This is a genomic window from Acidobacteriota bacterium (assembly GCA_039028635.1).
Classification (GTDB): Bacteria; Acidobacteriota; Thermoanaerobaculia; order Multivoradales; family JBCCEF01; genus JBCCEF01.
Map to the genome: position 1 here is coordinate 26,418 of JBCCHV010000017.1, position 13,490 is coordinate 39,907.

Genomic DNA, 13,490 nt, shown 5'->3' on the forward strand with positions numbered 1-13,490 from the left:
AGGGTTCGAGGCCAGAAGGTTCGAACCAAGTACCGCCCAGTCGGCGACAGGTGACGACAGCGCCCGGATCGGCCGCCCGGAATGGGTCATCCGAAGCCGCCGGATCGGCGAAGCCAGTTTCAGCGTTGAAAGCTATGATCCGTAGCCGTCACCAAAGGAGCCGTGCCGATGCCCGAAGGACCCGAGATTCGCCTGGCCGCCGACCGCGTAGCGACCGCCGTCGCTGGTCGGGTGGCGCGGGAGGTGTTCTTCGCCTTCACCGACCTCAAGCCCTTCGAAGGCGAGCTGCGCGGACGCCGCGTCGTCGAGGTGACCACCCGCGGCAAGGCGATGTTGACCCGCTTCGAGGGCGACCTCGCGGTCTACAGCCACAACCAGCTCTACGGCCGCTGGTACACCATGCCGGCGGGGCGCCTGCCGAAGACCAATCGCCAGCTGCGTTTCGCGGTCCACGGCGAGCGCCGCAGCGCCCTCCTCTACTCGGCCTCGGAGATCGAGGTTCTCGACCCCGAGGGCGAGCGCCACCATCCCTTCCTGCAGCGGCTGGGGCCGGACATCCTGTCCCAAGCCCCGACCGTCGAAGGCCTGACGGATCGCCTTCTCGAGAAACGCTTTCGCGGCCGCCAGCTCGGCGCCCTCCTCCTCGATCAGGGCTTCGTCGCCGGCCTCGGCAACTACTTGCGCGCCGAGATCTTGTTCGAAGCCGGGCTCCATCCCCGCCGTCGCGCCGTCGATTGCGACTTCGACCAGCTACGCTTGCTCGCCGATCGCATGATCACGATCACTCGCCGGGCCTACGACACCCGCGGCATCACCCTGCCGGCGGAGATCTCGGCCGAGCTCGAGGCCGCCGGCCTGACCCGCTCGCGCCGCCGCCACTGGGTCTTCGGCCGCGGCGAGGAAGGCTGCCGCGAATGCCAGGCCGTGATCGCCACCGCCGCCGTCGGCGGTCGCAACTGTTTCTGGTGTCCGGCCTGCCAGGGAGAGATGTCGTGAGCACTGAGGACCGCAAGCGCCCTCGGCGCAAGGTGACGCCGCTGGAGAATGGACAGTGCCTCGAGGTCCTGGTGGTGGGAGCCGGGATCGCCGGCCTGGCGGCGGCCCGCACCCTTCACGACCACGGCCACCGGGTGACGGTGCTCGACAAGGGCCGCGGACCCGGCGGCCGCATGTCGACCCGCCGCCGCGGCGAGCTGCGTTTCGATCACGGGGCCCAATACTTCACCGCCCGGGACCGCCGCTTTCGCCGTTGGGTCGAAACCTGGTTCGAGGACGACCTGGTGGCTCCCTGGAGCGGGCGTCTGGTCACCCTGGAAGCCGATGCCGATGCCGAGCCCCAGCCGAAAACCGCCGCCCGACGTTGGATCGCGGTGCCCGGCATGAACGCCCTGTGCCGCCACCTGGCGGAAGATCTCGAAGTTCACTTCGAGCGTCGCGTCGCGACCCTCGAGCGCCGCGGCGACCGCTGGCTTCCCCGCGATGCCAGCGGTGGCGAGATGGGGGAGTTCGATGCCGCCATCGTAACCGCGCCGGCCCCTCAGACGGCGGAGCTGCTGGCAGTTGTGGCCCCGACCCTCGCCGCGGCCGTCGAGGGCGCCGAGATGGCCCCCTGCTGGGCTGCCATGGCGACCTTCGAGTCGCCCCTCGAGCTGCCCTTCGACGCCGCCTTCGTGCAAGGGTCGCCGCTGGCCTGGCTCGCCGACAACGGCTCCAAGGCCAAGCGGCCGGCGGGCCAGTCCTGGGTCCTCCACGGTTCGCCGGAATGGAGCCAGCGCCACCTCGAAGGAGACCCCGAGGCGGTGGCCGAGGCGCTGGTCGACGCCTTCTGGCAGGCCGTCGGTGGCAGCGCGGTCGCCAGCACCCACCTGGTCGCTCACCGCTGGCGCTATGCCCGCACCGTCACCCCCGTCGGCCAGGCCTGTCTCTTCGACCCCGACCTACGCCTCGCGGCGGCCGGCGACTGGTGCCTTGGCGAACGCGTCGAGCAGGCCTTTCTCTCCGGCTGCGCCGCCGCCGGCCGCCTCCTCGGCCGGCCCGCGATCCCGAGCCAAGGCCTCCTCTTCGAGTGACGTCGGGAGACCACCCGACCTGCGCTTCCTGCGGCCGCCGGATGGAGCCGCGGCGCCGCTGGGCGCGCCAACCTCAGCCGACGCGCTACTGCTCCCCGGCCTGTCGCCGCCGCAGGGTCAACAGAATCGATCACGCCCTCGAAGGAGCGATCCTCGAGCTCCTCGAAGGACGCGCCCGGCATGCCACCATCTGCCCCTCCGAAGCGGCCCGTGCCGTGGCTCCCGAAACCTGGCGCGAGCTGATGGAGCCAGCCCGGCGCGCCGCCCGGCGGCTGGTCGCCGTGGGTCGACTGGAAATTCTCCAAGGGGGCCGCGTCGTCGATCCTTCGACTGCCCGTGGGCCGATCCGCCTACGACGAGCCTTGCGCTCCGAAGGCACTTGAAATTCAGATTTCAAGAAAATATAGTCTCTCTGCTTGAATGTAGTTTCTGAATGATAAATAAATTGCGATCGCGCTCCGTCGAGAAGGCTCGACACGCCTTGGCTCGAGGCCCACCTCCCCCGGAAGTTGCGATCGAGGAGAGATGAATGCCTGCCACCGCCACCCCTCGTCGTCTTCCGAAATCCCCGCCCTTCGCTGGCTGGCTCCTCGCCGCCACCCTCGGGTGCCTTCTCTTCGCCCCGAGCCTCGCGTTCGCAGACATCACCGGCAACGCCTTTCGCGACTTCGACGCCAGCGGCAGCCGCGGCGCCCTCGAGCCTGGCATCGGCGGAGTCGTCGTCAATGCCTTCGGCGGCGCCGGCACCGCGGTGGGCAATTCACCTCAGACCACCGCCAGCGACGGCACCTTCACACTCACCGGTCTGCCGACGGGCCCCCTCCGTCTCGAGCTCACCCTGCCAACGGACGACAGCCTGGCCTTTCTCTTCCCCGGAGCCGCCGGCTCGACGACGGTGATCTTCACCGCCGACGGCACCAGCCCAGAGATCGGCTTCAGCAACCCGGCGCAGTACTGCCAAGCGGACCCCCTGGCGGCCTCGGCCTGCTTCGTCAGCGGTGATCCACTTCCCGTCGGCAGCGCCGCCGGCGCCCTCGACGCCCTGGTCTCCTGGCCGATCTCCCGCACCGGAAACACCATTCCGCCGGACGAGGTCGCCCTCGCCAGCGAGGTCGGCACCCTCTGGGGCCTCGCCTGGGCACGCAGTCGAGAAGTGCTCTACGCCTCGGCCACCCTGCGCCGCCACTCCGGCCTCGGGCCGCTCTCGACCGGTGGCGTCTACGCCATCGACATGAGCAATCCGGCGACGCCGGTGGTCTCGACTTTCCTGACCCTCAGCAACACCGGCCTCGATCCCCGCACCGAGGAGGGATCGACTCTGCCCACCGACCCCTCGGCCGACTCCCTCGATGTGCTGGCCTTCGCCGCCACCGCCAAGCGCGGTCTCGGCGACCTCGAGATCTCGGAAGATGAATCCACCCTCTACGTCGTCAATCTCAACACCCGCAGCCTGGTCGAGATCGACATCGCCGGCGCCAGCGAGGGAACCGCCACCCCGATCGGCGATCCCGGCTGCGCCGCCGCCACCGATGCCCGGCCCTTCGGCCTCAAGGTGATCGACGGTGAAGTTTTCGTGGGTGTCGTGTGCTCCGCCGAGTCGACCGGCAACCGCAGCGACCTGACCGCCTATGTGCGCCGCCTGAGCGGCGGGGCCTTCACCAACTTCTTCGGCCCGATCGCCCTCGACTACCCGCGCACCAACGCCTTCAACGCCACCGCCGGCGACATCGATTGGCAGGCCTGGACGGACACCTTCATGACCACCGATCCACCGCCCGGCTTCGATGGTGCCGACGTCAACTCGGTCTATCCTCAACCGATCCTCTCGGACATCGAGTTCGACAGCACCGACGGCTCGATGATTTTGTCCTTCCTGGATCGCCAGGGCCTGCAAACCGGCGCCCTGACCCTCACTCCCGACGGCACCACCCGCGTTCAGACCATCTCGGCCGGCGACATTCTGCACGTCTGCCGCAACGGCGCCGGAGCGTTCGCTCTGGAAGACGCCGGCACCTGCGACGGTCAGGGTTCCGGCACCACCGCCGGCGACGGTCCCGGCGGCGGCGAGTACTACGACCAGGATCGGTTCAGCAATCACAAGGAGACCATCCTCGGCGGCCTGTCGCACTACGCCGGCGCGGCAAGCATCCTGGCGACCCTCTTCGATCCCTTCGCCTTCCGCTCCGCCGGCACCAGCTTTTTCGACAACAGCGACGGCAGCCTGATCAGCAGCTTCGAGATCTTTGGCACCGATCAGGTCGGCACCTTCGGCAAAGCGGCCGGACTGGGCGATGTCGAGCTGCTCTGTGCGCCGGCGCCGATCGAGATCGGCAACCGCGTGTGGTGCGACGCCCCGATGGCCGGCGACATGCCCAACGGCATCCAGGATCCACCGGGCGCCAGCGGGGTGATCGACACCCCCCTCTCCGGGGTCACCCTCAGTCTGTCCTGCAACGGTGGGACGGTGACCGGCACCACCATGACCGCGGCGGACGGCAGCTACCTGTTCAACGACTCCAACGTCACCGGCGGCATTCCGCCAGGGGCCACCTGCACCGTCTCCCTAGACACCTCCCAGGGAGCCCTCGGCACCTGTACCGATCCCACCTTCGCCAACGCCGGCAGCGCCGCCGATCCGGGGCAGGACCTACGCGACTCGGACGGCACCGACCTCGACATGGACGGCACCCTCGAAGCGACCATCCAGGTCGGCGGCCCGGGCGCCAACGATCACCGTCTCGACTTCGGCCTGCGCATTCCGCCAATCCCCCTGCTCACCGCCACCAAGACCGATATCGTCCAGGTCGACGGCGACTTCGACGGCCAGCTCGACGGCGGCGACACCCTGCGCTACACGGTGGTGATCACCAACAGCGGCGATGCCGATGCCACCGCCACCACTTTCACCAGCTCGGTCGACGCCGCCACCTCCCTGGTGGTCGCCTCGGTGACCACCAGCCAAGGCACCGTCACCACCGGCAACACCGCCGGCGACACCACCGTGGCGGTCGACATCGGCACCCTGGCGATGGGCGGCGCCACGGTCACCATCACCTACGACGTGATCCTCGACAACCCTGCGCCCGTGGGCCTTGACGAGATCCTCTGTCAGGGCACGGTGGACGCCTCCAACCATCCGACGGTCAGCACGGACGACCCGGACGTCGCCAACTCGACCGATCCGACCGCCACGCCGGTCGATGCCGAACCGATGCTGGCAGCGACCAAGGTCGACACCTTGCTGGTCGACGATGGCGACGCCCGGGTCGACCCCGGCGATACGGTGCGCTACACGGTGGTGATCAGCAACGCTGGCGACCAAGACGCCGGCGGCGTTGAGTTCAGCTCGCTGGTCGACAACCTCACCAGCCTGGTGGTCGGCTCCGTCACCACCAGCCAAGGAACCGTCACCACCGGCAACACCGGCGGCGACTCGAGCGTCGCCGTCGACGTCGGCACCCTCGCCGGTGCCGGCGGCTCGGTGACCATCACCTTCGACGTCACCGTCGACGCGCCCCTGCCGGCCAACGCCTCCGAGCTCACCTGCCAGGGCAGCGTCACGGCCGGCGGCGGGATCTCGCTGCCGACGGACGACCCGGACGACGCCACTGGCAGCGCCGATCCCACCCTCACGCCGCTCGACCCCGGGGAGGACTTCGGCGACGCGCCGGACTCCTACGGCACCACTCTGGCGGCCAACGGCCCGAACCATCGCATCGTCACCGGCTTCCGGCTCGGCAGCCTCGAAGACGCGGAGCCCGACGGCCAGGACAGCGCCGACGCCCTGGGTGACGACGGCGATTCCCAAGGGGATGACGAAGACGGCGTCGACATCGTCGGCGGTATGCCCGGGGCCTGCACCAGCGGCAATCAGCTGATGGTCAACTTGACCAACGAAGCGGGCCTCGCCACCGCCTTCCTCGACGGCTGGATCGACTGGAACGGCAACGGCTCCTTCGACCATCCGGCGGAGCACCTCTTCGGCGGCACCAGCGCCGCCCTCGGGCCGGCCTCGGGCACCTTCCCGCTGACCTATTCGGCGCCCTGCGACGCCACGCCGCAGGCGGTCACCTTCGCGCGCTTCCGCCTGAGCTCGGCGGGCAGCCTGCTGCCGACCGGCAGCGCCGCGGTGGCCGACGGGGAAGTCGAGGACTTCTCCCTGCAGATCAAGGGAGTCGACTTCGGCGATGCCCCCGACACCTACGCCACCACCGGCTCCGGCGGCGCCAGTCACACCATCGTGCCGGGCTTCTCCCTCGGCTCGGCCAACGACACGGAGCCGGACGGACAGCCGACCTCCGACGCCCTCGGCGACGATAGCGACGCGGACGGCGACGACGAGGACGGCGTGGCCTTCGCCGGCGGCATGGCGATGGCGGCGGCCTGCAGCAATGGCAACGGCCTCACCGTCACCCTCGACAACGCCGCCGGCCTGGGCACCGCCTTCCTCGACGCCTGGATCGACTGGAACCGCAACGACGTCTTCGACGACCCGGCGGAGCACCTCTTCGGTGGCACCAGCGCAGCGCTGACGACGGGGGCCAACAGCCTGACCTACGACGTGCCCTGCACCGCCGTGGCGGGCACCAGCTACGCCCGCTTCCGGCTGAGCTCGGCGGGCGGCCTGGCACCGGGCGGCGGCCCGGCGGCGGACGGCGAAGTCGAGGACTACACCTTCCTGCTCAAGGGCCTCGACTACGGTGACGCCCCGGACCCCACCTACCCGGTGCTGCTGGCATCGGACGGCGGGCGCCACGTGGTGCAACCGACCGGTAACCCGACCCTCGGCACCACCGTCGACACGGAGCCGGACGGTCAACCGAGCGCTACCCACGACGGCGACGACCTGGCCGGTAGCCCGGACGACGAAGACGGTGTCCAGCTCCCTGCCTCGCTGCTGCCCGGCAAGGCGGCGACCTTCGACCTCACCGGCGGCGCCACCGGCGGCCTGGTGGACGCCTGGATCGACTGGAACCGCGACGGCGACTGGCTCGATGCCGGCGAACAGATCGCGACCGGTCTCGCCGTAGCGGCCGGAGCGACGATACCGCTGGTGGTCGGTGTGCCAGCCGATGCCGCCGCCGGCAGCACCTGCGCTCGCTTCCGCATCTCGACCGCCGGCGGCCTCGCCCCGACGGGTCTCGCCGCCGATGGCGAGGTCGAGGACTACCAGGTGCTGCTCGGTGAAGCCCAGCCGGCGATCGGAGCTTCGAAGGAGGTGACCTCCGTCGAGCGTCTGAGCCCGACCAGCTTCCGGGTGGTCTACCAGGTCGGCATCGAGAACTTCGGCAACGTCACCCTGCAGGAGGTGCAGGCGACGGTCGACCTGGCGACCGCCTTCGCGGACGCCGTCGGCTTCACGGCGGAAGCGCCGCTGAGCGCCGATTTCACCGTCAATGGCGCCTTCGACGGCAGCGGCGACACCGCCCTGCTGGTGACCGGCAACACGCTGGCTCCGGGAAGCATCGGATTCATCGAGCTGGCGGTGATCGTCGAGCCGGGGCCGAACCCGGGTCCCTATCTGTGCTCGACGCTGGTGAGCGGTGAGTCGGTGGACGGCCAGGCCGTGGAGGACATGTCCCACAACGGGGACGACGCCGATCCGGACGGCAACCAGGACCCCAGCGACAACCAGGATCCGACGCCGGTGGAGCTCACCATCGCGGTGCTCGAGATCCCGACCCTGTCGCAGTGGGGACTGCTGCTGATGGCCCTCGGTCTGGCCTGCCTGGCGGCACGCCGCCTGCGCCTCGGTTAGTCCGCGGGAGGCCGGGTGCTCTCAACGGTGGAAGGCCCCCCACCGGCGAGGCACCCGGTCTTTTTCTGGGCTAGCTGGTCGGGGCCGCCTCGACGGCGCGCGCCGACCGCAGGCGCTGACGCTGCCCGGCGACGTCCCGCTCCATGCCTTCGAGGAGCGCCACGAAGCGGGGATCGGCGGCGATCTCGGCGAAGAAGGGATCGACGCGATCCCAGCGGCTCGAGCGGCGGCCGAGGGCAACGGCACGCTCGAGCCATTGCAAGGCCGCCTCCGGATCCCCCCGCAGGGCCGCCGCCTGGGCCAGGAAGGCGCGATGTCCATGCCACTGGCTGCCGTCTTCGAGCTGGCGCCGAATTTCGCTTTCGGCCCGCCGGCGAGTGGTCTCGGAAGCGGCGGCATCGCCGACCCCGGCGAGGGCCAAGGCCAACCGTAGGTCCACTTCCGGCAGCGCCTCGTCGGCGAGCTCCGCCGCCTGGCGATAGTGGGCCAGAGATTCGGCGGGGCGGCCCGCCTTCCATTCCAGGTCCCCCAGGGTCATCCACAAACGGATCCAGGTCGGGTCCGAGCGCCGCAGGCGCTCGAGGCGCTGGCGAGCCGCCTCCAACTCGCCGTCGCGGATTTCGCGCAGCGCCAGGTAGCGATTGAGGTAGCCGGTCAAGGGCTCCTGCCGCAAGACTTCGTCGGCCAGCTGCCGCCCTTCGTCGTCAAGACCGATCTCGAGCAGATAGATGGCGAGGGCGCCTCGCCCCACCGGGCGCTCGACGGCGCGCCGTTGAATCTCCACCGCTTCGGCCCAGCGGCCGAGCTCGAAGGCGACGGTGGCGGCGTTGTAGATCGCCTCCTGATAGTTCGGCTGCAGCTCGATGGCGCGCCGGTAGGCCGCGAGCGCGGCATCGAGCTCGAAGGCGAGATCGTGCAGCAGCCCTTGCGCCTTGTAGGCCTCCGGCAGGGCCGGATCGAGGGCCAGGGCGCGGGCCACGCTGGCGCCGGCAGCGGCGATGGCGTCCTCGCCGAAGCCGTAGCGCACGGCGCGCATGGCGTAGGCATTGGAGAGCCCCGCATGGGCCGCCGCAAAGTCCGGGTCCTGGGCCAGGGCGAGCTCGTACTGGCCGATCGCCTGCTCATTGCCGATGCGGGTCTGCTGCCGGTAGAGCTCGCGCCCCCGCAGGTAGTAGTCGAAGGCCGAGAAGCTGCGCGTCGGGATCGCCCGCAGACGGTGGACCTCGCTCTTGGTGAGGGTCAAACGGAGAGATTCGGCCACCCGCAGGGCGACATCGCTCTGGGTCGCGAAGAGATCGTCGACGGTGCGGTCGAACTCGCCGGACCACAAGATCTCTTCCCGCGGCGCGTCGATCAGCTGAACGCTGATGCGAAGACCATCCCCTTCCCGCTGGACGCTGCCTTCGAGGAGATGGCGCGCCCCGAGGTCGGCCCCCAGCTCACGGGCGCGGCGGTCGCCGCGGTGGAGCGCTGCGGCGGTCGATCGGGGAATCACCGTCAATCCATCGATGCGGGCGAGCAGCGAGGTGAGCTGCTCGGTCACGGCGCCGGCGAGGCGACCGTCGCTCGCCCCGAGATCGACCAGCGGCAGCACCGCCAGCCGCGCCTCCGTCGAGGGCACCGCCGGAGGCGCCGGATCTTCGAGGAGCCGGGCGCTGCGGAAAACCACCAGCGAGAGCAGGATCACGGCGCCGGCCGCCGCGATGGCGAGAAGGCGCCGCAGGCCGACTGCCTTGGCAGGCCGCTCATCGACCACTGTCACCGGGGGCAGCAATCGGTAACCGTGGCCGTGAACCGTTTCGATGATCGCCGGCCGGCGGGGATCGTCCTCCAGGGTCTTGCGCAGCTGGGCGACAGCCCGGGCGATCGAGTTCTCGGAGACCAGGGTCCCGGGCCAGGCCGCCTCGAGAATTTCGTCCTTGGTGACCAGCCGCCCGGGTCGAGCGAGCAGAACACAGAGCACGTCGAGGGCCTTCGGCTCGACGGCGATCACCGCGCCGTCGCGTCGCAGGATGCGCTCTTCGGGATCGACGCACCACGGCCCGAATTTCACGGGGCGGGACGAGGAGACATCGGAGAGCGCCATGGCGAGAAGGAACCGGGACGCCGTGATCTTAGCCCGACCTGGCTCCGGCGCTCCGCTGCCCGGCAGGAACTCAGTCATCACGACTCCGTGGGAAATCTTCAGACCGTCGTCAAGACTCCTTCCCCCCGGCGATGGCACCTTCGTCACCGCTGCGGCGGCGATCGCGCCGTCAAGGCCGGAAAAGGCGCAAGCCCTACGAAAGGAGTCTCTCGACCATGAGCCAACAGCTTCTCCCATTCCGCCGGCTCCGCCGGTTGATCGTTCAGTCCCTCGCCTGCGGCTGCCTCTCGGCCCTGCTGCCCAGCGCCGCCGCCGCGCTCGAGGTCCGCGCCACCGACAAGCCGGTGATCGGCCCGGTGCGCTGCACCAGCAACAACGACCTGGTCATCCGGGGCAAGGCGATCATCACCGACGGCGACGCCGTCGAGCTGCTCGGCAACTGCGACGTCCAGATCATCGACAGCTACCTGGTCGCCCGGGGCGTCGCCGTGCGGGTGCGCTCGAACGCCGACGTCACCATCGTCGACAGCTTCGTCCAAGGCGACCGCGGAGCGGTTCGCATCGAGGGCAACGGTGACGTCGCCTACTCCGGCAGCACCCTGCGCGGCGGCCTCCAGGTCCCCGGCATCGGCGACCTCCTCGACCGCGGTGGCAACACCGTGGAAACGATCCCCGGAAGCAGCGCGGCACCGCGTGAGGACGAGCCGACGCGCTGTGCGGGCCGCCAGACCCTCGACCTGGTGGGTCAGGACTTGAGCCAACCGCTGCTCATCGAGGACGAGTGTCAGGTGCTGCTCTCGGACAGCCAACTCGCCGCCTCGGCCGCCATCGAGGTGCGCGACGACGGCAGCCTGCGGATTCGTAACTCGGTGGTGCGCGGCCGCCTCGGCCTCGCCGACGGCGCCACCGTGCACGTCGCCGGCAGCGAGCTGCGCGGTGCCATCGAGGCCGACGGCCCGGCGCGCCTGCTCGACGGCGGCGGCAACTCCGGGGCGCGCTGGGCCGGCGGCGCCAAGAGCAGCGTCACGGGCAGCTCGGCGGACACTTCGGTGGCGGCCGGCGCGACACCAACCTATGGCGGAGGATCCAGAGGCGATCTCGGAGGATCTCTCGGCGACCTCGAACGCGGCCTCGAAGCCCTCGCCGGCACCCTCGGCGAGGTCGCCGCGGCGAGTCGCGAGATCGCCGAAGAGGCGCTCGAGATTCCCGCCGCCGTCGCCGGCAATCCCTGGGTCGGCGGCTGGCAAGTGGAGTCGGCGCGCTTCGGCGAGCAGCCGTTGCGTGCCTCCGGCCGCGTCCTCCTCTACGCCGATGGCCGCGGCCTTTCGAGCTACTCGGTCGAGCTCGGCGGACAATCGCTGCCGCAGGTCGGTGCCTTCGACTGGCGGCGCAGCGGCCGCGGCGTCATGGTCGAGACCGCCGATGGCGAGATCCAGCACTGGCGGCTGGTGCACGGCTCCGACGAGCAGCGCACCGTGGCCCTCACCCTGGGCGACGGCATCGAGGCCGAGCTCCGCCTGCGGCGCCTGCCGCGCTGAGCCTCAGCCCCTCCCGGACACCTTGTCCTCGGGGTCCGTCGCCGCGCTCACAGCCAGCGGCGGACCCGGGCGCAGTAGTCGCGGTAGGCGTCTCCAAATTTGCGCTCGAGGTAGGCCTCCTCGTGGCGCACCGCCGTGCGGTAGACCAGGCCGAGGGATAGCGGCACCAGCACCACCAGCCAGCCATAGCCCTTGATCAATCCGCCGGCTGCCTGCAGCAGGGCCATCCCGACGTACATCGGGTTGCGCGACCAGCGATAGATCCCCCGCGCCACCAGGCTCGGGCTCGGCTTCCAGGGCTCCGGGTCTTGGCCCGAGCGCAGCAGCGACGTCAGGCTCGCCGCCAGCAAGACGATTCCCCCGGCGAGACACAGCCAGCCGGCGAAGGGAAATCGCCCGGGCAGCGGCAGCACCCGCCCCAGCAGAACACCGAGGCCCGCCACCGCCACGAACACCAGCGGCGGCGGAATGCGAACGGCGGCGCGGTCCTCGGGAGCACCCATCGCCGGTGATCATAGCGATCCTCGGCGGCGGGAATTTTCGCCTTCCAGGAAATGTATAGAGCTTGACCGAAAGACCCCCCGAGGGGCTCGGCAATCGACCAAGACCGCATCACGCTGGCGCGCCAGCTAGAGGAGAAAATCTCTCATGGAGCTATCCGGAGCCAAAGCCCTCATCACCGGCGGATCCGGCGGCATCGGCAAGGGCATCGCCGCCGCCCTGGTCGCCGCAGGATCGACCGTCACCATCACCGGCCGGCGACAGGAGAGCCTCGAAGCCACCGCCGCCGAGCTCGGAGTCGACTGGATCCAGGCGGACGTCGGCGTCGAGGCGGACGCGGTACGCACCGTCGCCGAGTTCGTCGAGCGCCACGGTCGTATCGACATCCTGGTCAACAACGCCGGATTCGGCCACTTCGCGCCGCTGGTCGAGATGGAGCTGGCCGACTTCGAGCGCGTTTACCGCACCAACGTCTTCGGCGCCTTCCTGATGGCTCGCGAAGCGGCGCGCCACTTCGTGCGCCAGGAGTCCGGCGAGCTGATCAACATCTCCTCGACCTCGGGCCTAAAGGGCGGCCGCGGCAGCACCGCCTACTCGTCGTCGAAGTTCGCCTTGCGCGGCATGACCGAGTGTTGGCGCGACGAGCTGCGACGGTCGAACGTGCGGGTGATGCTGGTCAATCCGAGCGAGGTGCTCACCGACTTCGCCGCCACCGCCGGCTTTGAGCAGCAGCCCTCGGAGAAGAAGCTGCGCGCCCAGGAGATCGCCGACGCCATCGTCGGCGCCCTGAAGATCGACCATCGCGGCTTCATTCCGGAGTTTTCGGTCTTCGCCACCAACCCGTTCTGACGGTTCGCGACCTCCGAGACTCGCGATCGAAGCTCGGAGGTCGCCAATCGGCTCCTTCACAGACCCAGCGACCGCTGATCTCGACACCTTGGAAATGGTGTCGGTCTCGCCACCCGGGAGCGCCCCGAGGCCCTGCGAGAGGGCGACCAGAGCCCCTGCCGGCGAAACCGACGGAGGGAAGAATCGAATCCTCTTCTCCACCCCGCCGGATCGCTTCAGCGCTGCGCGTCAGCTGCAGTAAAGGCCGTCACGAAAGAAGATACAGCGGAACGGCAGACTGTTGCAGTCCGCCGGCGAGGCATTGATGTAACAGCCCGAGCTGCCGGTACCTGAGGTGCAGGGAGTGACGTTGCGGATCTTGTAGGCCGACTGCGTGCCGGTGGTGATCCGCTGACCGTCGCAACCCCGGAAGTAGGTACCAACCTCGTTACCGTTGGCATCCAGCCAGATGATGTCGGTTTCGACCGAAGGCAGCGCATCGGTTTCGCCAGGGCCGAAGACCGCAATCCCGGCGACCAGCGCGAAGAGTCCGACGGCGAGGAGGATGTTTCTGGTTTTCATCTCGACTTCTCCTTGCTCAGAGCAGTGATTGATGAGCTCGCGGCAGCCGGTCCGAGAGGGCATTCCATCGACGAATCTCGGCGGCCCCGAGCGCCTCTACCCTGAGCGGCGACGTCGAGGAGAAAAGG

The 13,490-nt window shown here is 69.6% G+C and carries 9 protein-coding genes; 6 read left to right on the forward strand and 3 right to left on the reverse strand.

Translation table 11 applies throughout. From position 1 onward, the window contains the following. The first annotated feature begins 168 nt into the window (after window positions 1-168). From nei to AAF604_09375, 4 genes are all read left to right on the forward strand, one after another. On the forward strand, window positions 169-996 hold the full coding sequence (gene nei / locus AAF604_09360; GenBank protein MEM7049857.1) for an endonuclease VIII: 828 nt from the start codon (window positions 169-171) through the stop codon (window positions 994-996). Further along, window positions 993-2,069 (forward strand): FAD-dependent oxidoreductase, encoded by a 1,077-nt coding sequence (locus AAF604_09365; GenBank protein ID MEM7049858.1) that lies wholly within the window; start codon window positions 993-995, stop codon window positions 2,067-2,069. The genes nei and AAF604_09365 overlap by 4 nt, the downstream gene beginning before the upstream one ends. Beyond that, window positions 2,066-2,452 carry a DUF3253 domain-containing protein gene (locus AAF604_09370; GenBank protein MEM7049859.1) on the forward strand — a complete coding sequence of 129 codons (387 nt, stop codon included), beginning with the start codon at window positions 2,066-2,068 and terminating at the stop codon, window positions 2,450-2,452. Before AAF604_09365 ends, AAF604_09370 begins: the two co-directional genes overlap by 4 nt. Window positions 2,453-2,598: 146 nt before the next feature. Beyond that, a complete protein-coding gene (locus AAF604_09375; protein MEM7049860.1) occupies window positions 2,599-7,827 on the forward strand; it encodes an IPTL-CTERM sorting domain-containing protein in 5,229 nt (1,742 codons plus the stop codon). 70 nt (window positions 7,828-7,897) lie between these two features. On the opposite strand, the gene AAF604_09380 is transcribed toward AAF604_09375, so the two are convergent. Then, window positions 7,898-9,991, reverse strand: coding sequence for a winged helix-turn-helix domain-containing protein (locus AAF604_09380; protein MEM7049861.1), 2,094 nt, complete (start codon window positions 9,989-9,991; stop codon window positions 7,898-7,900). Window positions 9,992-10,128: 137 nt separating this feature from the next. Here AAF604_09380 and AAF604_09385 point away from each other — a divergent pair, with 137 nt between their 5' ends. Then, on the forward strand, window positions 10,129-11,451 hold the full coding sequence (locus AAF604_09385; protein ID MEM7049862.1) for a hypothetical protein: 1,323 nt from the start codon (window positions 10,129-10,131) through the stop codon (window positions 11,449-11,451). 47 nt (window positions 11,452-11,498) lie between these two features. On the opposite strand, the gene AAF604_09390 is transcribed toward AAF604_09385, so the two are convergent. After that, window positions 11,499-11,954: an isoprenylcysteine carboxylmethyltransferase family protein gene (locus AAF604_09390; GenBank protein MEM7049863.1), complete on the reverse strand. Its 456-nt coding sequence runs from the start codon at window positions 11,952-11,954 to the stop codon at window positions 11,499-11,501. A 145-nt stretch (window positions 11,955-12,099) separates the two neighbouring features. Between AAF604_09390 and AAF604_09395 the strand changes: the two genes are divergently transcribed. Further along, complete coding sequence (locus tag AAF604_09395; protein MEM7049864.1) at window positions 12,100-12,801, forward strand: SDR family oxidoreductase; 702 nt, start codon at window positions 12,100-12,102, stop codon at window positions 12,799-12,801. Between the two features lie 228 nt (window positions 12,802-13,029). Here the strand turns inward: AAF604_09395 and AAF604_09400 are convergent, their stop codons facing one another. Further along, window positions 13,030-13,362 carry a DUF6289 family protein gene (locus tag AAF604_09400; GenBank protein MEM7049865.1) on the reverse strand — a complete coding sequence of 111 codons (333 nt, stop codon included), beginning with the start codon at window positions 13,360-13,362 and terminating at the stop codon, window positions 13,030-13,032. Between the last annotated feature and the right edge of the window lie 128 nt (window positions 13,363-13,490).

Excerpts from the sequence above, each read along its gene's own strand:
- AAF604_09390 (MEM7049863.1), bottom strand. The coding sequence starts at position 11,954 with ATGGGTGCTCCCGAGGACCGCGCCGCCGTTCGCATTCCGCCGCCGCTG.
- AAF604_09385 (MEM7049862.1), top strand. The coding sequence starts at position 10,129 with ATGAGCCAACAGCTTCTCCCATTCCGCCGGCTCCGCCGGTTGATCGTT.
- AAF604_09400 (MEM7049865.1), bottom strand. The coding sequence starts at position 13,362 with ATGAAAACCAGAAACATCCTCCTCGCCGTCGGACTCTTCGCGCTGGTC.
- AAF604_09375 (MEM7049860.1), top strand. The coding sequence starts at position 2,599 with ATGCCTGCCACCGCCACCCCTCGTCGTCTTCCGAAATCCCCGCCCTTC.
- AAF604_09395 (MEM7049864.1), top strand. The coding sequence starts at position 12,100 with ATGGAGCTATCCGGAGCCAAAGCCCTCATCACCGGCGGATCCGGCGGC.
- AAF604_09380 (MEM7049861.1), bottom strand. The coding sequence starts at position 9,991 with ATGACTGAGTTCCTGCCGGGCAGCGGAGCGCCGGAGCCAGGTCGGGCT.
- nei (MEM7049857.1), top strand. The coding sequence starts at position 169 with ATGCCCGAAGGACCCGAGATTCGCCTGGCCGCCGACCGCGTAGCGACC.